Raw genomic sequence first — 20,046 nt, 5'->3', positions numbered from 1 at the left:
ACACGTGCACGCGCTTCAGCTCAACGGTGCACAACGGCAGGTGTGCAGGGTTTTAGCGTGATGGCTATTGGCTGTGACTGACGCGTTTTTCGGATAGTTCAGAAAAAATCATCTTGAGCGGATAACTATTTCTGACTAATCGGTCAGTGCGATTCGCCTGGAACTTTCGCGGGGCGTAGCGGTATTCCGGGCCTTTGCCAGGCCCGGAGCGGGGGCGGCCGGTTACTTCTCGCTGTCGGCTGCTGGGTTGCTCAGGGCGTGCAGATGCTGTCGCGACAGTGACAGAAAGCGCGGAGTAGGGCCGATGTCCTCGTACAGCGGGTCGCCTTCCTCGTCGGTGGCAATGACCTGGCGGCCTTGCACATAGGGGAAGCTGGCTTCCAGTTCCTCGAGGGCTGCCGCGACGAGCTCACCGAGCAGTTCCTCGGCGGTGCGCTTGGGGTACATGTCGATCAGCGCGGCCAGGCGCGCTTCGGACTCAAGGTCCAGATGCAGGACATGGCCCGTGGGGCTGAGGGTGCCGGCGGCATTCTGTTCCCAGTGCTGGGCGAGTTCACGGATTTTCATGCTGACCTCTGTTGACGCCTGAAAGGGCTGCAATGCATGGGAGTGTCGTGCTTTCACTTTAGTTTGCTTTGGCCGATCACGGCTTGCCATCGGCGCCTGGCTGTGGGCACTCTTGGGGCGAATACCGAGCCCCCCTGTGGGAGCGGGTTCACCCGCGAACACCGGCGCAGCCGGTGCCAGGCACCGCGCTGGATGCTTCGCGGGTGAACCCGCTCCCACAGGGGATCGCGTAAGGGCTGAAAAAGGGATGCAATGCGCCAGAGCCGCGCCGGAGAGAGGGCCAATGACCGATATCGATGTGCGTTTGCGTGAAGATGTCCATGTGTTGGGTGAACTGCTTGGCGATACCATTCGCCTGCAGCATGGCGAGGCGTTCCTGCAGAAGATCGAAGACATCCGTCACAGTGCCAAGGCCGACCGCCGTAGCGCCGGCGAGCAACTGAGCTCGACCCTGGCGGACCTGGCCGATGAAGACTTGCTGCCCGTGGCCAGGGCCTTCAACCAGTTCCTCAACCTGGCCAACATGGCCGAGCAGTACCAGTTGATCCGCCGCCGCGACGCCGACCAGCCCGAGCCGTTCGAGGCCCGGGTGCTGCCCGAGTTGCTGGCGCGCCTGAAGCAGGCCGGGCACAGCAATGATGCCCTGGCCCGGCAATTGGCCAAGCTCGACATCCAGCTGGTACTCACCGCTCACCCCACCGAAGTGGCCCGCCGCACCCTGATCCAGAAGTACGACGCCATCGCCGGCCAACTGGCTGCCCAGGACCACCGCGACCTGACCCCGGGGGAACGCCAGCAGGTGCGCGAGCGCTTGCGCCGGCTGATCGCCGAGGCCTGGCACACCGAAGAAATCCGCCGCACCCGACCGACGCCGGTAGATGAAGCCAAGTGGGGCTTTGCGGTAATCGAGCATTCGCTGTGGCACGCCATTCCCAGCCACTTGCGCAAGGTCGACAAGGCCCTGCTGGAGGCTACCGGCCTGCGCCTGCCGCTGGAAGCGGCGCCGATCCGCTTCGCCTCGTGGATGGGCGGTGACCGTGATGGCAACCCCAACGTGACCGCAGCGGTCACCCGCGAAGTCCTGCTGCTGGCGCGCTGGATGGCTGCCGACCTGTTCCTGCGCGACATCGATGCGCTGGCTTCCGAGTTGTCCATGCAGCAGGCGGACGATGCGCTGCGTGAGCAGGTCGGCGACAGTGCCGAACCCTACCGCTCCCTGCTCAAGCAACTGCGCGATCGCCTGCGAGCAACGCGCGCGTGGGCGCATTCGGCATTGACCAGCAGCCAGCCGGCCAGCGCCGAGGTGCTGGTGGACAACCGCGACCTGATCGCGCCGCTGGAGCTGTGCTACCAGTCCCTGCACGCCTGCGGCATGGGTGTGATCGCCGAAGGCCCGTTGCTCGACTGCCTGCGCCGCGCCGTGACCTTTGGCCTGTTCCTGGGCCGCCTGGACGTGCGCCAGGACGCCGCTCGCCACCGTGATGCGTTGAGCGAGATTACCGACTACCTGGGCTTGGGGCGTTATGCCGACTGGGATGAAGAGCAGCGCATCGAGTTCCTCCAGGCCGAGCTGAAAAACCGCCGGCCACTGCTGCCCGCGCACTTCAAGCCGCAGGCCGATACCGCCGAGGTACTGGCCACCTGCCGGGAAATTGCCGCTGCGCCGGCCGCCTCGCTGGGCTCTTACGTCATCTCGATGGCCGGTGCTGCCTCGGATGTGCTGGCGGTGCAGTTGCTGCTCAAGGAGGCCGGCCTGACTCGGCCCATGCGCGTGGTGCCGCTGTTCGAGACCCTGGCCGACCTCGACAATGCCGGCCCGGTGATGCAGCGCCTGCTCGGCCTGCCAGGCTACCGTGCGAACCTGCGCGGCCCGCAGGAAGTGATGATCGGCTATTCCGACTCGGCCAAGGACGCTGGTACCACGGCTGCGGCCTGGGCGCAGTACCGGGCCCAGGAAAACCTGGTGCGTATCTGCGCCGAGCACCAGGTCGAATTGCTGCTGTTCCACGGCCGTGGCGGCACGGTAGGCCGCGGCGGCGGCCCGGCCCACGCAGCGATCCTGTCGCAGCCACCAGGGTCGGTGGCGGGGCGCTTCCGCACCACCGAGCAGGGCGAGATGATCCGCTTCAAGTTCGGTTTGCCGGGCATCGCCGAGCAGAACCTGAACCTGTATCTGGCTGCGGTGCTGGAGGCCACCTTGTTGCCACCGCCACCACCGCAGCCGGCCTGGCGCGAGGTGATGGACCAACTGGCCGCCGATGGCGTCAAGGCCTACCGCGGCGTGGTGCGGGAGAACCCCGATTTTGTAGAGTATTTCCGCCAGTCCACCCCGGAGCAGGAACTGGGGCGCCTGCCGCTGGGCAGCCGACCGGCCAAGCGCCGCGCCGGTGGCATCGAAAGCCTGCGGGCCATCCCGTGGATTTTCGGCTGGACCCAGACCCGCCTGATGCTGCCAGCCTGGCTTGGTTGGGAAACGGCATTGAACAATGCACTGGCGCGTGGCCAGGGTGAACTGCTGGCGCAGATGCGCGAGCAATGGCCGTTCTTCCGCACCCGCATCGACATGCTCGAGATGGTGCTGGCCAAGGCCGATGCGCAGATCGCCGAGGCCTACGACGAACGTCTAGTGCAACCTCACCTGCTGCCTTTGGGTGCGCACCTGCGCGACCTATTGTCGCAGTCGTGCCAGGTGGTACTGGGCCTTACCGGGCAGCCGGTGCTACTGGCGCACAGCCCCGAGACGCTGGAATTCATCAGCCTGCGCAATACCTACCTGGACCCGTTGCACCGCCTGCAGGCCGAGTTGCTGGCCCGCTCGCGCAGCCGCGAAGCCGCTCTGGACAGCCCGTTGGAGCAGGCCTTGCTGGTGACTGTGGCGGGTATCGCAGCCGGCCTGCGCAATACCGGCTGAAGGTAGGCCCGGGGCGCACAGGGCAGGTGCCGTGCGGGGGATGCAAGTGGGCGAAGAGGGTGGTTGCGCCGGGCGCAACCGCCTGCCAGGCCAGCCGTAGGTGGCGCAATCCTGCAACTTTGGGACGCTTGTCTGGCTGCCGGGCGCTGTGTATCTTGAGCAGCCTTCTGACCGATTTATGGTCATACCCGATTTTCCGGACTTGGCCCTGGTTGCCGAATCCATTGAATTTCATAACAAAATTTGAGGAGCACGAGATGCGCGTAATTCTGCTGGGAGCTCCCGGGGCCGGTAAAGGTACTCAGGCAAAGTTCATCACCGAAAAGTTCGGTATCCCCCAGATTTCCACCGGTGACATGCTGCGTGCCGCCGTCAAGGCTGGTACCCCGCTGGGCCTGGAACTGAAGAAAGTCATGGATGCCGGCCAGCTGGTCTCCGACGAGTTGATCATCAGCCTGGTCAAGGAGCGCATCGCCCAGCCTGATTGCGCCAAGGGCTGCCTGTTCGACGGCTTCCCACGCACCATCCCGCAAGCCGAAGCCATGGTCGCTGCCGGTGTCGACATCGACGCCGTGGTCGAAATCGCCGTGGACGACGAAGAAATCGTCGGCCGCATGGCTGGCCGCCGCGTGCACCTGGCTTCGGGCCGCACCTACCACATTCAGTACAACCCGCCGAAAGTGGAAGGCAAGGACGACGAGACGGGTGAAGACCTGATCCAGCGTGATGACGACAAGGAAGAGACCGTTCGCCATCGCCTGTCGGTTTACCACAGCCAGACCAAGCCGCTGGTGGACTTCTACCAGAAGCTGTCGGCCGCCAATGCCGGCAAGCCGAAGTACAGCCACATCGAAGGCGTCGGCTCGGTCGAAGCCATCACCGCCAAGGTCCTGGCAGCCCTGAGCTGATCCAGCACCCGACGCACCTCGACAACGGCCCGCTTGCGGGCCGTTGTCGTTTGTGGGTCGCGCTCCCACAGAGACCGCGTCAAAGGGCCGTACAGCTGCCCCTTCGGGACACAACGCCGCCGCTGCTCTATACTGCCGCTCTTTTCCCCCTTGTACCTGGATACCCGTTCGATGACCACCCTCCTGGCCCTGGATACCGCCACCGAAGCCTGTTCCGTCGCACTGCTGCATGACGGCAAGGTAACCAGCCATTACGAGGTGATCCCGCGCATGCATGCCCAGAAGCTGCTGCCGATGATCAAGCAGCTGCTGGCCGAGTCCGGCGTGACGCTGAATGCGCTGGATGCCATCGCCTTTGGCCGTGGCCCGGGCGCTTTCACCGGCGTGCGCATTGCCATCGGGGTGGTCCAGGGCCTGGCCTTCGCACTGGAACGCCCGGTTTTGCCGGTGTCCAACCTGGCCGCACTGGCCCAGGGCGCGCTGCGCGAACACGGTGTACAGCAAGTGGCGGCCGCCATTGACGCGCGCATGGATGAAGTGTATTGGGGCTGCTATCAGGCCGCCGAAGGTGAAATGCGCCTGGTCGGCCAGGAGGCAGTGCTGCCGCCCGAGCAGGTGGCGCTGCCGGCGGGCAGCGCTGGCGAGTGGTTCGGTGCCGGTACCGGTTGGGGCTATGCCGAGCGCCTGGCGGTGCAGGTGGCCGCCAGCAATGCCAGTGCCTTGCCCAACGCCCTGGACATCCTTAGCCTGGCCAGCTTTGCCTGGGCACGCGGCGAGGCGATCGTTGCCGAACAGGCGCAACCGGTCTACCTGCGCGATAATGTAGCGACACCCAAGAAGCGCTGAGTGTTGTTCGTCGGTTATCGCCGATGACACTAAAACCTTTTGCGCGATCTGTGGTCCAGTTATCACTCGAGCATTAGCGATGGAACCCTGATGCTGCTAAATTGCCATCATTGGTTCTGAGTGCTCATGCCATGCGTATCGACGGTTTCTCATCGCAGTCCTATCCGATCAAGCGCACCCCGCGCAAGGCAGCGGTACGTGACGAGGCCATCGATGATGCCGAGGTGATCGAGGAGGTCGAAACTGCCCCTCAGGAAGCCACCGCCCGCCGTCGCAGCGATGGCCTGCCAGCCCGCCAGCAGGACATGATTTTCCCCCGCGCCCGTGACCGCCGCACCGCTACCGCATTGGCCAGCTACCTGAGCACTGCCGGTTTTACCGACTGGGACATGGAAGTACTGGGGCTCGACCTGTACATTTAGTGGATGAGTCCATCACCACTGCCTTATTTTCTCGGTTGCCCGTCATGGAGCGAAAACGCCTGGCGCGACTACCTGTATCCCGCCGACGCCAACAGCGGTGAAATGCTCGGCTACTACAGCCAGGTGTTCAACGCCGTCGAGGGCAATACCACTTTCTACGCACGTCCCGCACCCGGCACCATTGCGCGCTGGGCGCAGATCATGCCCGAACACTTTCGCTTCACTGCCAAGTTCCCCCGGGACATCAGCCATGAAGGCGACCTGCGTGATCAGCTGGAACCGGCCTTTGACTTCACCCGCCTGATGGCCCCGCTGGGCCAGCGCGTAGCGCCGTACTGGCTACAGTTGCCGGCCCAGTTCAGCCCCGCACGGCTGGGCGAGCTTTGCCACTTCCTTGACGAAGTCGGAGTGCCGGTGGCCGTGGAGGTGCGCAACCAGGCTTTCTTCGCCAAGGGTGAAGAAGAGCGGTTGCTAAACCGCCTGCTGCATGAGCGTGGCGTGGAACGTATCTGCCTGGACCCGCGCGCCTTGTTCAGCTGCACCTCTCGTGAACCTGCCGTGCTGCATGCGCAGGCGAAGAAGCCCAAGGTACCGCCACGCCCGGCAGCCTTCAGCCAGCACCCGCAGGTGCGCTTCATCGGCCACCCGCAGCTGGAGGCCAACGAGGCCTTTCTTACCCCCTGGGTGGACAAGGTCGCCGCCTGGATCGAGGAAGGCCGCAACCCCTACATCTTCCTGCATACCTCGGACAATCGCCTGGCCGCGGCACTGGCCCAGCGCTTTCATCAACGCCTGATGCAGCGCCTGCCGGGCCTTGCCGCGTTGCCGGAATTGCCGCGCACCCCCGAGGTCGAACAATTGGGGCTACTCTGACCTTCCCCTGACTGCCGGAGGTTGAACCATGGATGTGCAAACCCTGCGAGCCGAAGCCTTCAAGGCCCTGCACGAGCGCGACAGCGCCTTCGTCATCCCCAACCCGTGGGATGCCGGCTCGGCCAAGTTGCTGGCCAGCCTGGGCTTCGAGGCGCTGGCCACCACCAGTGCAGGCCTGGCTTTCAGCCTGGGCCGTCCGGACGCCGAAGGCGCCTTGAGCCTGGACGATACCCTTGATAATGCCGGGGAGATCGTCGATGCCACCCCGCTGCCGGTGGCTGCCGACTTGGAGAACGGCTTTGGTGACCTGCCCGAAGATTGTGCCCAGACCATCCTGCGCGCTGCCGAGGGTGGCCTGGTAGGCGGTTCCATCGAAGATGCCAGTGGCCGCAGTGAAGCGCCCATCTACGACTTCGGGCTGGCCGTGGAGCGCATTCGTGCAGCTGTGCAGGCAGCGCGTAGCCTGTCGTTCCCGTTCACCCTGTGCGCCCGGGCAGAGAACCTGCTGCACGGGCGCATGGACCTGGACGACACCATCCGGCGCTTGCAGGCCTATGCCGAGGCCGGTGCTGATGTGCTCTACGCGCCAGGGCTGCGTACTGTCGAGGAAATCCGCGCGGTGGTGCAGGCCGTCGCGCCACGGCCGGTGAATGTGCTGATGGGCATGGCGGGCGTGCCGCTGAGCGTCAACCAGTTGCAGGACCTGGGTGTACGCCGCATCAGCGTCGGCTCGTCGCTTGCCCGTGCCGCGTTGGGGGCCTTCCACCGTGCCGCGCTGGAGATTCGCGATGAGGGCACCTTCGGCTATGGGGAGCAGGCGCTGCCGTTCGCACAACTCAACGACCTGTTCCGCCGCTGATGAGGGCCGTGCTGGCGTTGCTGGCCAGCCTGTCGCTGCTTGCGGGGCTGGCCTGGCACCTGGGTTGGCGGCTGCCCGCCGCGTGGAACCCGTGGGCGCCGCTGGACGTGCGTCAGCCCCCCAACCTGCTGACCCCATACAAGTTGTCCCGCCTTCGCGATGACCCGACGCTGTGTCGCCTGGCACTTCAAACCAGCCAACTGCGCTACCGGGCACAAGCCGACAGTTCGGCTACTGCCAACTGCCCATTGCGGAATGTATGGCGTATCGACGGTGGTCAGGCGCGGCTCGGCGGCAGCTTCCTGGCCAGTTGTCCGTTGGCAGTGGCGTATGCACTGTTCGAAAACCATGGCCTGCAGCCTGTGGCGCAACGGGTGTTGGGGCAGTCGGTGGCTCAGGTCGACCACCTGGGCAGTTTTGCCTGCCGCAATGTCTACCACCGCAAGCAGGGCCGGCTGAGCCAGCACGCCACGGCCGATGCCCTGGACATCAGTGGCTTTCGCCTGCGAGACGGCCAGCGCATCGTCCTTGCGCGGGACTGGCAGGCGGGCGGGCAGAAAGCGGAATTCCTTCGTCAGGTGCAGCGGGCGGCTTGTGACAGCTTCAGCACGGTACTTGGGCCGGACTACAACGCTGCACACCACAACCACTTTCATGTGGACATGGGCCGCTGGCAGATCTGTCGCTGAGCCTGGGCGCGTTCAGGCGTGGGCGCGCACGTTGTTAAGCACCACCGGGCGTGCCCAGTGAATGTCGAACTCCAGGTCGTTCTGTTGCTTGGCCAGGGTGGTGTCATCGAACGGTTCGGGCGCCGGGTCCAGCAGGTTGGTCTCGAACTCGGCGATCGGCAGGAACAGCGAGCGCGGAACAGGGCCGGGGCCGGGCTCGGCAATCGGGTGACCTTGGCTCATCACCACCGGGCGTAGCCAGCTGTTGCTGATATCGAGCTGGCGCTGCTGCTCGATCAGCTCGACTGCGCTGAACGGTTCGGGGGCGGGCGGCAGCAGGTTGGCTTCGAGTTCTGCCTTGGGCAGGAACAGTGGCTCGGGCGGTGCCACGATGGTGTCATGCACCGGGCAGGCACGCTGGGCGTCGATCAGGGCTAGCGCCCGGGCGCCGCCGATCGGCTCGCCACTGCTCTGGTCGTATTGCACGAACGACTGGCTGACGCTGTCTACGGGCTCTTCCTGCTGCTCGGCCATGGCCCGGGCAAAGAAATCCTGCCACAGGTGGCTGACGCCCCCGAGTGCCTGAGTGTTGTGCTGACTGTAGTTGCCGACAGGCGACAGGTAGGTCAAGCCGATGGGAAGAGTATCTGACATGGCAGTCGCGCGCGTTGTGCTCTGGCAGAATAGCGGGATATTGCCTGTATCGGCCGAAGTAGCCGATACATTAAGGGCTGGGTTTAATTTCTAGGTGTGAATGATGGAAGAGCAGGGCACAGGTATCCGGGTCGAGGCGCTGTCGGCTGAATTCGAGGCGCAAGCCGCTGCGTGGGCACAGCGCCTGGAGTTGCCGCTGCAGGACGATGCTGCCGGGTTTGCCGTACAGGTGGGCGTCGATGGCTTGCAGATCCAGCAATTGGGCCCGCAGGCACCGGGGCCGGTGCGGGTGGACTTTGTCGAAGGCCAGGCCGCGCACCGGCGCCTGTTCGGTGGTGGCAACGGGCAGATGATCGCCAAGGCGGTGGGCATTGCCCAGGGCGTGCGTCCGCAGGTGCTGGATGCCACTGCCGGGCTGGGCAAGGACGCGTTCGTGCTGGCCAGCCTGGGCTGCCAGATGACCCTGATCGAACGCCAGCCGCTGATTGCCGCGCTGCTGGAGGACGGCCTGGCGCGGGCCCGTGCGGATGAAGAGGTGGGGCCGATCGTGGGGCGCATGCGCCTGCTGACCGGCAACGCCATCGAGCGCATGCGCGCCTGGGAAGGCGAGGCGCCCCAGGTGATCTACCTCGACCCGATGTTCCCGCACCGGGACAAGAGTGCGCTGGTGAAGAAGGAAATGCGTGTGTTCCGCCCATTGGTCGGTGATGACCTGGATGCCCCGGCCCTGCTCGAAGCCGCCCTGGCGCTGGCCAGCCACCGGGTGGTGGTGAAGCGGCCGCGCAAGGCGCCGATCATTGACGGGCCCAAGCCGAGCCACAGCCTGGAGGGCAAGTCGAGCCGGTATGACATTTACCCGAAGAAGGCGCTGAAGGCCTGATTTGGCTATGCCTGTTCGGGCCTCTTCGCGGGTAAACCCGCTCCCACAGGTGCTGTACAAACTTCAAGATCACATCGACCCTGTGGGAGCGGGTTTACCCGCGAAGAGGCCCGCACAGGCAGCCTGATATCAGGGCTGGAATGCCCGCAAGAACACCCCAACCACCTCGCGCACATGCGCCTCGGCCTCATCCCCCTCCAGCGGCCCCGCGCACCCCAGCAGCAACCGGTAATCCGGTGCGCCCTTGACCAGGCAGAAGAAGTGCTCCGCCGCACGCAGGGGGTTGTCGATACGCAACAGGCCGCGCTCATGCGCCCCTCGCAACAGTGCCTCCATCCCCGCCAGCACGCGCTTGGGCCCGGCTTCGTAGAAGTACTCGCCAAAGCTCGGGTCCAGGCTGCCCTGGGCCATGATCAAGCGGCTGAGCTTGACTGCCTCATCGCTGCTGATCAGCGCCTGGAAACCACGGGCAATAGTCAGCAGCACCTCTTCCACCGGCACCCCCTCGGGGTACTCGAACAGCATGTCGGGCAACTGGATCTGGCAGGTTGCCATTACCGCCGAGCCGAAAAGCGTCTGCTTGTCGGTGAAGTGGCTGTATACGGTGAGCTTTGAAACACCTGCCGCCGCAGCGACCGCATCCATGCTGGTGTTGGCGTAGCCGAGGCTGAGGAAAAGGGCTTTGGCTGCTTCGAGAATTGCCTCGCGTTTGGCCAGGTCCTTGGGCCGGCCCGGGCCGATGGGTGCGTCGTTGGACATTGTGGTCTGCATCTGGTTGAAGAATCGCTCATCTTAACGGGTCAGGCGCCAGCCTTCGAGTTGAACCGTTCTGGCGTGTCAGGCGAACAGGGCTTCGGCCATATCCTGCAAAAACCAATGCATCCTACCTTCCCGGCGCCGGTTGCCTGACTTAATATACTCCCCAGTACAAATATTGAATGTACCCATCGCGAAAGGATTCATCATGTTGCGCCCTGCCTTGTTCATTGCTCTGTCTGCCGCTGCCGCGATGTTGCTGGCGGCGTGCGGCCAGGAAGCCGCCCCACCGGCTGCGCCGCGCCCGGCGCTGGTGGTGCAGCCGCAGCCGGCCGAAGCCGCTGCCGACAGTTACCCCGGCGAAGTGCGTGCACGCTTCGAGCCGGAACTGGCTTTCCGCATAGGCGGCAAGGTCAGCAAGCGCCTGGTCGAGGAGGGGCAGCGGGTAAAGGCCGACCAGCCGCTGGCCGAACTGGACCCGCAGGATGTGCGCCTGCAACTGGAGGCCAACCGTGCCCAGCTGGCAGCCGCCGAGGCCAACCTGTCGCTGGTGCGCGCCGAGCGCGATCGCTACCAGAAGCTGCTGGACCGGCAAATGGTCAGCCATTCCCAGTTCGATAACGCCGAAAATCTCTACCGTGCCGGCCTGGCCCGGCTGAAACAGGCCAAGGCCGAGTTCGACGTGGCTGGTAACCAGGCTGAATATGCTGTGCTGCGCGCCCCGCAGGCCGGGGTGATCGCCAAGCGCCAGGTGGAAGTGGGCCAGGTGGTCGGCGCAGGGCAGACCGTGTTCACCCTGGCCGCAGATGGCGAGCGGGAAGTCGCCATCGGCCTGCCGGAGCAGCAGTTCGCCCGCTTTGCCGTGGGCCAGCCGGTGAGCGTGGAGCTATGGTCGCACCCGCAGGAGCGCTTCCAGGGGCGTATCCGCGAGCTGTCACCGGCTGCCGACCCACGTTCGCGCACTTTCGCTGCCCGCATCGCCTTTACCTCGGCCGACACCCCGGCGGAGCTGGGCCAGAGCGCCCGGGTGTTCATCGCCCACGAAGGGCTGATCCCGTTGGCGGTGCCCCTGTCGGCAGTCACAGCGGAAAACGGCCAGGCCTACGTCTGGCGGGTCAACAAGGACAGCCGCCTGGAGCGGGCAGTGGTGCGCCTGGGGCCCTACGGCGCCGACAGCGTACCCGTGCTCGAAGGCCTCGCCCCCGGCGACTGGGTTGTCGCCGCGGGTGGCCATGTATTGCGCGAGGGCCAGGAGATACGCCCCGTGGACCGTACCAACCGCGTAGTGAACCTGACGGCCAAGGAGTAAGTCCCGATGGGTTTCAACCTTTCTGCCTGGGCGCTGCGCAACCGCCAGATCGTCCTGTTCCTGATGATCCTGCTGGCGGCCATTGGCGCCATGTCCTACACCAAGCTCGGCCAGAGTGAGGACCCGCCGTTCACCTTCAAGGCCATGGTCATTCGTACCCTGTGGCCCGGTGCCACCGCTGAGGAAGTGTCGCGTCAGGTCACCGAGCGCATCGAAAAAAAGCTGATGGAAACCGGCGAGTACGAGCGGATCGTCTCGTTCTCCCGCCCGGGCGAATCGCAGGTCACCTTCATGGCCCGCGACTCGCTGCATTCCAGGGACATCCCCGAGCTGTGGTACCAGATCCGCAAGAAGGTCGCGGACATCCGCCACACCTTGCCGCCGGAGATCCAGGGCCCGTTCTTCAATGACGAGTTCGGCACCACCTTCGGCAATATCTATGCACTGACCGGTGAGGGCTTCGACTACGCGGTGCTCAAGGACTATGCCGACCGTATCCAGATCCAGTTGCAGCGGGTCAAGGACGTGGGCAAGGTCGAGCTGATCGGGCTGCAGGACGAGAAAATCTGGATCGAGCTATCCAACGTCAAGCTGGCCACCCTCGGCGTGCCGCTGGAGGCCGTGCAGCAGGCCCTGCAGGAGCAGAATGCGGTCAGCACCGCCGGTTTCTTCGAAACGCCCAGCGAGCGCCTGCAACTGCGGGTGAGCGGGCGCTTCGACAGCGTCGAGCAGATCCGCCAGTTCCCCATCCGCATAGCTGAACGCACCTTCCGTATCGGCGATGTGGCCGAGGTGCACCGCGGCTTCAACGACCCGCCCGCACCGCGCATGCGTTTCATGGGCGAGGATGCCATTGGCCTGGCGGTTTCGATGAAGGACGGCGGCGACATCCTGGTGCTGGGCAAGGCATTGGAAAGCGAGTTCGAGCGCCTGGCACGCAGCCTGCCGGCCGGCATGGAACTGCGCAAGGTCTCGGACCAGCCGGCGGCGGTCAAGGCCGGCGTGGGCGAGTTTGTCCAGGTGCTGGTCGAGGCGCTGGTCATCGTGCTGTTGGTAAGTTTCTTCTCGTTGGGCTTGCGCACGGGGCTGGTGGTGGCGCTGGCCATCCCGTTGGTGCTGGCCATGACCTTCGCCGCCATGCACTACTTCGGTATCGGCCTGCACAAGATCTCCCTCGGCGCGCTGGTGCTGGCCTTGGGCTTGTTGGTCGATGATGCGATCATTGCCGTGGAGATGATGGCGATCAAGATGGAGCAGGGCTACGACCGCCTCAAGGCGGCCAGCTACGCCTGGAGCAGCACCGCGTTCCCGATGCTCACCGGCACCCTGATCACGGCGGCGGGTTTCCTGCCCATTGCCACGGCGGCCTCCAGTACGGGCGAATACACCCGTTCGATTTTCCAGGTGGTGACCATCGCCTTGCTGACCTCCTGGGTCGCCGCCGTGGTATTCGTGCCTTACCTGGGCGAGCGCCTGCTGCCGGACCTGGCCAAGCTGCATGCCTCCCGTCATGGCAAGGACGGCCACGCGCCAGACCCTTACGCCACACCGTTCTACCAGCGTGTACGGCGTGTGGTGGAGTGGTGCGTGCGGCGGCGCAAGACGGTGATCCTGCTGACCATTGCCGCCTTTGTAGGAAGTATCCTGCTGTTCCGTTTCGTGCCCCAGCAGTTCTTCCCGGCCTCAGGGCGCCCGGAGTTGATGGTCGACCTGAAACTGGCCGAGGGTGCCTCGCTGGCCAACACCGCCGAGCGGGTCAAGCAACTGGAGGCGTTGCTCAAGCAGCAGGAAGGTATCGACAATTATGTGGCCTACGTGGGCACCGGTTCGCCGCGTTTCTACCTGCCACTGGACCAGCAGCTGCCGGCGGCCAGCTTCGCCCAGTTCGTGGTACTGGCTAAGTCGATGGAGGACCGCGAGCGCCTGCGCAGCTGGCTGATCAGCACCATGGACCAGCAGTTCCCCGACCTGCGTGCCCGGGTCACCCGCCTGGAAAATGGCCCGCCCGTGGGGTACCCAGTGCAGTTCCGGGTGACTGGCGAGCACATCGAGAAGGCCCGTGCGCTGGCCCGTGAAGTGGCCGACAAGGTGCGCCAGAACCCGCATGTGGTGAATGTGCACCTGGACTGGGAAGAGCCGAGCAAGGCGGTGTTCCTCGAAATCGACCAGGACCGCGCCCGCGCCTTGGGCGTGAGCACCGCTCACCTGTCGAGCTTCCTGCAAAGCTCGCTGACCGGCACCACGGTCAGCCAGTATCGCGAGGACAACGAGTTGATCGAGATCCTGCTGCGCGGCACTCGGCAGGAACGCAGCGAGCTGGGCAACCTCGGCAGCCTGGCACTGCCGACCGACAATGGCCAGAGCGTGGCGTTGTCGCAGGTCGCGACTCTGGAGTACGGCTTCGAGGAGGGCATCATCTGGCACCGTAACCGCTTGCCGACGGTGACCGTGCGCGCCGATATCTACGACAAGGAGCAGCCGGCGACGCTGGTGAAGCAGATCGAGCCGACCCTGCATGACATCCGCGCCAAGCTGCCGGACGGCTATTTGCTGGAAGTGGGCGGCACGGTCGAGGACTCCGAGCGCGGGCAGAAGTCGGTGAATGCCGGCATGCCGCTGTTCGTGGTGGTGGTGCTGAGCTTGCTGATGATCCAGCTGCGCAGCTTCTCGCGCACGGTGATGGTGTTCCTCACTGCGCCGCTGGGGCTGATTGGCGTGACCTTGTTCTTGCTGGTATTCCGCCAGCCGTTCGGCTTTGTCGCCATGCTTGGCACCATTGCCCTGGCGGGGATGATCATGCGCAACTCGGTGATCCTGGTGGACCAGATCGAGCAGGACATCGCGGCGGGGCTGGATCGCTGGCAAGCGATCATCGAAGCCACGGTGAGGCGCTTCCGCCCGATCGTGCTGACTGCTCTGGCGGCGGTGCTGGCGATGATCCCGTTGTCGCGCAGTGTGTTCTACGGGCCGATGGCGGTGGCGATCATGGGCGGGTTGATCGTGGCCACCGTGCTTACCCTGCTGTTCTTGCCGGCGTTGTATGCGGCTTGGTTCAGGGTGAAGAAGGGCTGAAGGCCGCAGGGGAGGGCTTTGCCCTCGAATCGCCGGCAAGCCAGTTCCCACAGAACTGCACATAACTCGTTAGCAGGGACACTGTGGGAGCGGCTTTAGCCGCGAACACCGGCGCAGCCGGTGCCATACACCGCGTTGGATTCTTCGCGGCTAAAGCCGCTCCCACCTCGACCGCATTGTCCTCAAGCCATGCGCTATCTCTGTGGGAGCTGGCTTGCCGGCGATGGGCTGCAAAGCAGCCCCCAGGGGGCCCTCAGAGGGCGCCGAAGACCTTCTTGGCCAGGCTTGTAGCCGCTTCGGCCGGGTTCTGACGAATGCTCTGCTCCTGCTTGGCAATCATTTCAAACAGGCCATCCAGTGCCTTTTCAGTCACGTAGTTCTCGATGCTGGCGCTCTTGGCATCGACCACACCCAACGCCACTGCCTGCCCGGCAAAGTTGTTGTACTGCTGAGCCAGGCCAACCTTGTCGGTAGCCTGCTTGACGATCGGCAGGAACTTGGCGCGGATCTGCTCGCGGCTGCTCTTGTTCAGGTACTGGGTGGCCGAATCGTCACCGCCGGCGAGGATGCCCTTGGCATCGGTCACGCTCATGTTCTTCACGGCATCTACCAGAATCGCCTGGGCCTGCGGCACAGCAGCCTCGGCGGCCTTGTTCATGCTGGCTTCCAAGGCCTCGACCTGTTCACCCTTGCCGAACATCTTCATCGCCTTGGCGGCCTTGCCCAGGTTGCCAGGCAGTTCGATGCGCACGTCGGGGTTGTCGCTGAAGCCGCCGGGGGTGCTCAGCTGCTTGACGGCCAATTGTGCGCCTTGGGTCAAGGCATCCTTCAGGCCGCCAGTGGCGTCTTTCTGGGTCAGATCGCCCAGCGACAGGGCCAGGGCACTGGCCGACAGCAGCAGGCCGGCACACAGGGTGGTGAAGCGCAGGGAAGTGCGGATCATGAAGCTTTCCTTGTAAACAGATGAATACGGGTGTCAGCGGACCGGATCGACCTTGATCCGCACGGGCTGAGGGTCACTGCCGTCGAGCATGACACCGTGGTGCTCGGTGTTTATGAACAGCAGCTTGCCGTCCAGCTCGATGCGCGCGCTTACCGCATAGCGGTGGCCTGGCTTGACCTGGGCCGGGTCGTAGATGAGGTGGAATGGCAGCGGTACGTTGCCTTTGACCGGGCCAGCCTGGCGGGCCAGGGTAACCGCCGGGGCGTCCATCAGCGAGACGTCCTGCAGCTCCACGCTGAGGGTGGCGGCCGGTGGCAGGGCACTGCGTTGCAGGTAGAAGACTTCGCCATCCAGGCTGGCCTGGTTGGACGGGGTATGGCTGGAACAGGCTGCTAGCAAGGATGCGCAACACAGCATAAAGAGCTTTTTCATGGTATCTCCGAAGTCCTTGGCGTTGGCTTGTGGCCAACCCCAGGGACTTTAGCGGATTTCTTCTGGTGGGTCCTTGATGAAGATGCGACAAAGAGGGGGAGAGCAAGGCGAAGCGCAATATTCAGCTACGGCGCGGTGGTCGCAGGCTGATTGCCTCGAGTTCGGTAACGCTTTGAAGGGTCAGGCCGCGCAGCGTTCTCCCGGCGTACGGGGTCATGGTATGTGGGTCGTAGTAGGCCACGCGCAGATGCAAGGGTTCGTCGTCATTGACTGTGTTGCCATCCAGGTACGTGGTAAGCGTCACTGGTCCCTGTGTCGGCCACAGGGCGGCACCGGCAATGTAGCTGGAGCTTCTGTTGCTGTAACCGTCTTCCTGGGTCCGATACAGGCCGAACGTCATCAGCGCCTGTGGCCTCAGCAACTCTTCGGGAATCTCGATGATGTTCTTCATCTCGATGATCGCGGGCGACAGGGGCTGCTGACTTTGCTCGCCAGGCTGGGCGGGTATCCTCAGGACCATGGGAGGGTTTGGCTCAGGCTGGTCGATTGCAAGTGGCATCGACAGGCTCAAGCCGTTTGGCTCTTCATTGACGCCAACACCATAACTGGCCACTAGCGTTGGTTCGGCACCTTCCGGCAGGCTATTGCGGTCCAGCAGCAAGTTGAAAGGCATTGCGACGCCAAGCGTCTGGCACCCCCAGGCGGCCAGGATGATCTTGTTCTCATCCGTGCCCAACTGTACGCGTACGCCAAGGTGCGGTGCGCCTTCAGCTGTATGGATGCACGACGGGACAAGCACGGTCCCGCGGATCTCGATGAAGTTGGCGGGTAGCATGTTGGTTTTCCTCGGTTCGGTCATGGGGACAGGCGCCAGTCACTCAGCGAGGTTGTCGCTGAACTGGCGACCGTTTTCGGTGGCAATCTGGTCGACAGTCACCCGTTGTGTACCCGATACCGTGGCTGGTTCTATCGAGTGACGGCTGGTGGTGATGTAGCGCAGTTGGCCGTCTATCTCGATGCGCGCGGCGAGGGCATAGCTGCGGCGTGGGTCGATGAGGCTGGTATCAAACGTCAGCGGCAGTTTGATCGGCATCAGGCCGCCACAGCGCAGACGCAACTCGGCAAGGCTGATGGAGCGCGCATCTGCCTTCGAAATATCGATCAGCTTCAATTCAACCAGGCCGGACGGTGCGAGCGTGTTATCGCCAGAGGAAACGATTTCAACGTCCAGCGTCTTCATTTGAGTCATGTTGGTGCTCCTTGAGAGGGATGTGCTGAAGTAGCACCGTGATCCTGATCCCTCCCAAGGGCTGAGAGCAGCCTGAAAAGCTACCGCTGTATAACCTCCGCAGGCTCATCGCGGTGCAATGCCACCTGGCGGATCGACAGGCGCAGCTCCGCGGACAGCACGCGCTTGGCCACGCCTTCGGCCAGCTCGCCGAGCTTGTTGCGATAACCGAGCTTGCCTTGGGCGTCAGCATGCAGCACGCCTTGCTCGACCAAGGTCTGGATGAAGTGGCGGAACAGGGTCTTGTCGAAGAATTCCGGGGCGTTCAGGCCGTGCAGGATCGACAGGCGCTGGGCCATCATCACGCACAGGTCTTCCAGCTCTTCGGCGCTGAGGCTGTTCTGCCCGCTGTTGAGCAACAGCGAGGTGGCCATGTAGAAACGCTGCAGGGTCTGGGTGATAGTGCGGGCGAGCAGGGTCAGCAACACGAACTGCCGCGAGCTGGGCGCCGGGCGAATGTAGATGGCGTTGTCCTGGCGCAGCAGCCCTTGCTCAACCAGTGCGGCCAGCCACTGGTCGATCACCGCATCCAGTTGTTCCGGCGTCCAGCGCAGGAACAGTTCGGCCTGCAGGTAGGGATACAGCGCGTGTACATACTGGCCCAGCAGTTCGCGGCTCATGCGCGAGCTGCTGAGGAAGAAGCTGGCCAGCAGCGCCGGCAGGGCGAAGATGTGCAGCACGTTGTTGCGGTAATAGGTCATCAGTACCGCGTTGCCTTCATCCAGGTACAGGATGCGGCCCAGGGCGTCCTTCTGCTCGGCCACCAGGTTCATCCCGCGCACATGCTCGATCAGCGCCTGGCCGTCGCCGTCGGGCAGGGTGGTGTGCGGCGAGTAGGGTACCTGGCGCAGCAAGGTCAGGTACAGGTCGAGCACGCGGGTCAGGGCGCGCTCGTCCAGGGCCAGGCGGCTGGTGGACAGCAGCGCCAGCGCCACCAGGTTGACCGGGTTGATAGCGGCCGCCTCGTTGAGGTGGCGGGCAACGGTTTCGCCCAGGCGGGTGGTGGTGGCGTTGAGCCAGGCCGGGCGGTACTGCGGGCCGTGGTCCTGTTCACGCCAGCCGGGTTGTTGCTGGTCGAGGAAACCGGCCAGGCGGATCGGCTCGCCAAAGTTCACGTACACCTGGCCAAATCGCTGCCTGAGCGCGCCGAACACCTTGAAGATATCGAAGATCGACTCTTTCTTCTTGCTGGCACCGCGCAGCTCGCCCAGGTAGGTGCGGCCTTCGAGCACGCGCTCGTAGCCGATGTAAACCGGCACGAAAACGATTGGCGTACGCGATGAACGCAGGAAGCTGCGCAGGGTAATGGCCAGCATCCCGGTGCGCGGCTGCAGCATGCGCCCGGTGCGCGAGCGCCCGCCTTCGACGAAGTACTCGACCGGAAAGCCCTTGGTGTACAGGGTGTGCAGGTACTCGTTGAACACCGCGGTGTACAGCGGGTTGCCCTTGAACGTGCGGCGCATGAAGAAGGCGCCGCCACGGCGTAGCAGGTTACCCACCAGCGGCATGTTGAGGTTGATGCCCGCGGCCACGTGCGGCGGCGTCAGGCCGTTGCGAAACAGCAGGTACGACAGCAGCAGGTAGTCGATGTGGCTGCGGTGGCACGGCACATAGATCACTTCGTGGCCGGGTGCGATGCCTTGCACCTGCTCGATGTGGTTGACCTTGATGCCGTCGTAGATCTTGTTCCAGAACCAGCTCAGCACCACTTCGAGGAAGCGGATCGCGGTGTAGGTGTAGTCCGAGGCAATCTCGTTGCCATAGCGCAGGGCCTGGGCTTCGGCCTTGGCCAGCGGCAGGTTTTCCCGCTGCGCCTCATCGACGATGGCCTGGCGCACCTGGGGCGCGTGGATCAGGCCTTTGACCAGGTTGCGCCGGTGCGAGATGTCCGGGCCGATGACTGCGGTCTTCAGGTTGCGAAAGTGCACGCGCATCACGCGCTGGGCCATGCGTACGGTGCGTTCGTGGCCCTTGTTGTGCTGTACCAGTTCGCGCAGGTGAATGGGCGCGGAGAACTGCACCCGGGTCTTGCGCCCGAGGATCAGTACGGTCAGCAGCCGGCGCAGGCGCCCGGTAACCGCCCAGCTGTCGGCGAACAGCAACTTCCACGGGCTGGATTCACTTGCCGGGGTCTGCCCCCAGAACACACTGACCGGAATGATCTGCGCATCCTCTTCGGCATGCTGGCTGATGGCGGCGACCAGGCGCTCCAGGGTGGGTGGGGCACCGCGCTTGTCATGGCGGCCGAGCCAGTCCGGGTCCGGGGTGAGGTAGAAGAATGCCGCAGGTTCCTGCAGCGGGCCAACCGCCACCGGCAGCACCGGGCGCGGCAGGCCCGCCTTGGTGCATTCATGGTCGAGCACGACCAGGTCGGTGAGCGCGGGCGAGGGCAAGGCATAGAATACCGGCCGGCTGCGGTCGAGCTTGAGGGTGAGGGAAGACTGGTTGATGGTCTCGGAGCGCACCCACAGGTACAACAGGCGACGCAGGGCGCCGAAGATCAGGCGGCGCAGGGGGGAACGGGTCATGGGGTGTGTGCCCTGGGGGTGGTTTTCAGGTGGGTATCCAGCCAATTAGTCTGCCGTATCCGCGCAAGTTCAGCAAAAATCGCCGAACGGCGCGACGGTCATCAAATTTTTTTGTTCTGTGTCATATACT

General features: G+C 64.3%; 18 protein-coding genes. 10 read left to right on the top strand and 8 right to left on the bottom strand.

Translation table 11 applies throughout. From position 1 onward, the window contains the following. Positions 1-222: 222 nt before the first annotated feature. Positions 223-567: a type 1 pili tip component gene (locus MJ643_RS13765; protein WP_013971223.1), complete on the bottom strand. Its 345-nt coding sequence runs from the start codon at positions 565-567 to the stop codon at positions 223-225. A gap of 283 nt (positions 568-850) precedes the next feature. Between MJ643_RS13765 and ppc the strand changes: the two genes are divergently transcribed. The 7 genes from ppc to MJ643_RS13730 all read left to right on the top strand — a co-directional run bounded on the left by ppc (position 851) and on the right by MJ643_RS13730 (position 8,075). Further along, positions 851-3,478 (top strand): phosphoenolpyruvate carboxylase, encoded by a 2,628-nt coding sequence (gene ppc, locus MJ643_RS13760; RefSeq protein ID WP_039612810.1) that lies wholly within the window; start codon positions 851-853, stop codon positions 3,476-3,478. Positions 3,479-3,735: 257 nt separating this feature from the next. Further along, a complete protein-coding gene (gene adk, locus MJ643_RS13755) occupies positions 3,736-4,386 on the top strand; it encodes an adenylate kinase (protein WP_003259830.1) in 651 nt (216 codons plus the stop codon). A gap of 171 nt (positions 4,387-4,557) precedes the next feature. Beyond that, the gene (gene tsaB, locus MJ643_RS13750) at positions 4,558-5,232 is read left to right on the top strand and encodes a tRNA (adenosine(37)-N6)-threonylcarbamoyltransferase complex dimerization subunit type 1 TsaB (RefSeq protein ID WP_024086388.1); all 675 of its coding nucleotides are present in this window, start codon (positions 4,558-4,560) and stop codon (positions 5,230-5,232) included. A 131-nt stretch (positions 5,233-5,363) separates the two neighbouring features. Further along, a complete protein-coding gene (locus MJ643_RS13745; RefSeq protein WP_013971226.1) occupies positions 5,364-5,654 on the top strand; it encodes a hypothetical protein in 291 nt (96 codons plus the stop codon). 3 nt (positions 5,655-5,657) lie between these two features. Beyond that, positions 5,658-6,527 carry a DUF72 domain-containing protein gene (locus MJ643_RS13740; RefSeq protein ID WP_013971227.1) on the top strand — a complete coding sequence of 290 codons (870 nt, stop codon included), beginning with the start codon at positions 5,658-5,660 and terminating at the stop codon, positions 6,525-6,527. A 28-nt stretch (positions 6,528-6,555) separates the two neighbouring features. Beyond that, complete coding sequence (locus tag MJ643_RS13735) at positions 6,556-7,386, top strand: isocitrate lyase/phosphoenolpyruvate mutase family protein (RefSeq protein WP_013971228.1); 831 nt, start codon at positions 6,556-6,558, stop codon at positions 7,384-7,386. Further along, entirely contained in the window at positions 7,386-8,075 is a 690-nt protein-coding gene (locus tag MJ643_RS13730) for an extensin family protein (RefSeq protein WP_013971229.1), read from the top strand. Before MJ643_RS13735 ends, MJ643_RS13730 begins: the two co-directional genes overlap by 1 nt. Before the next feature lie 12 nt (positions 8,076-8,087). Here MJ643_RS13730 and MJ643_RS13725 read toward each other — a convergent pair whose 3' ends face one another. Further along, positions 8,088-8,708, bottom strand: coding sequence for a hypothetical protein (locus tag MJ643_RS13725; protein WP_023662151.1), 621 nt, complete (start codon positions 8,706-8,708; stop codon positions 8,088-8,090). Between the two features lie 103 nt (positions 8,709-8,811). Between MJ643_RS13725 and MJ643_RS13720 the strand changes: the two genes are divergently transcribed. After that, the gene (locus tag MJ643_RS13720; protein ID WP_024086389.1) at positions 8,812-9,588 is read left to right on the top strand and encodes a class I SAM-dependent methyltransferase; all 777 of its coding nucleotides are present in this window, start codon (positions 8,812-8,814) and stop codon (positions 9,586-9,588) included. A 129-nt stretch (positions 9,589-9,717) separates the two neighbouring features. Here the strand turns inward: MJ643_RS13720 and MJ643_RS13715 are convergent, their stop codons facing one another. Beyond that, positions 9,718-10,359 carry a TetR/AcrR family transcriptional regulator gene (locus MJ643_RS13715; RefSeq protein ID WP_013971232.1) on the bottom strand — a complete coding sequence of 214 codons (642 nt, stop codon included), beginning with the start codon at positions 10,357-10,359 and terminating at the stop codon, positions 9,718-9,720. A gap of 193 nt (positions 10,360-10,552) precedes the next feature. Here MJ643_RS13715 and MJ643_RS13710 point away from each other — a divergent pair, with 193 nt between their 5' ends. Together MJ643_RS13710 and MJ643_RS13705 are read left to right on the top strand one after the other, a co-directional pair. Further along, entirely contained in the window at positions 10,553-11,653 is a 1,101-nt protein-coding gene (locus MJ643_RS13710; protein ID WP_013971233.1) for an efflux RND transporter periplasmic adaptor subunit, read from the top strand. Between the two features lie 6 nt (positions 11,654-11,659). After that, complete coding sequence (locus MJ643_RS13705; RefSeq protein ID WP_013971234.1) at positions 11,660-14,725, top strand: efflux RND transporter permease subunit; 3,066 nt, start codon at positions 11,660-11,662, stop codon at positions 14,723-14,725. Positions 14,726-14,978: 253 nt separating this feature from the next. Here MJ643_RS13705 and MJ643_RS13700 read toward each other — a convergent pair whose 3' ends face one another. From MJ643_RS13700 to plsB, 5 genes are all read right to left on the bottom strand, one after another. Beyond that, on the bottom strand, positions 14,979-15,668 hold the full coding sequence (locus MJ643_RS13700) for a DUF4197 domain-containing protein (RefSeq protein WP_013971235.1): 690 nt from the start codon (positions 15,666-15,668) through the stop codon (positions 14,979-14,981). Positions 15,669-15,701: 33 nt separating this feature from the next. Next, positions 15,702-16,100, bottom strand: a complete 399-nt coding sequence (locus tag MJ643_RS13695; RefSeq protein ID WP_015269180.1) for a YbaY family lipoprotein — start codon at positions 16,098-16,100, stop codon at positions 15,702-15,704. 121 nt (positions 16,101-16,221) lie between these two features. Then, entirely contained in the window at positions 16,222-16,935 is a 714-nt protein-coding gene (locus MJ643_RS13690; protein ID WP_024086392.1) for a hypothetical protein, read from the bottom strand. 39 nt (positions 16,936-16,974) lie between these two features. Further along, a complete protein-coding gene (locus MJ643_RS13685) occupies positions 16,975-17,349 on the bottom strand; it encodes a YbaY family lipoprotein (RefSeq protein ID WP_013971237.1) in 375 nt (124 codons plus the stop codon). An 80-nt stretch (positions 17,350-17,429) separates the two neighbouring features. Then, complete coding sequence (gene plsB / locus MJ643_RS13680; RefSeq protein ID WP_013971238.1) at positions 17,430-19,916, bottom strand: glycerol-3-phosphate 1-O-acyltransferase PlsB; 2,487 nt, start codon at positions 19,914-19,916, stop codon at positions 17,430-17,432. Between the last annotated feature and the right edge of the window lie 130 nt (positions 19,917-20,046).

The organism is Pseudomonas sp. PNPG3 (assembly GCF_023093815.1).
Classification (GTDB): domain Bacteria; phylum Pseudomonadota; class Gammaproteobacteria; order Pseudomonadales; family Pseudomonadaceae; genus Aquipseudomonas; species Aquipseudomonas asiatica.
Note: the sequence above shows the minus strand (reverse complement) of the source record. Positions and strands in the feature narration are given on the sequence as shown.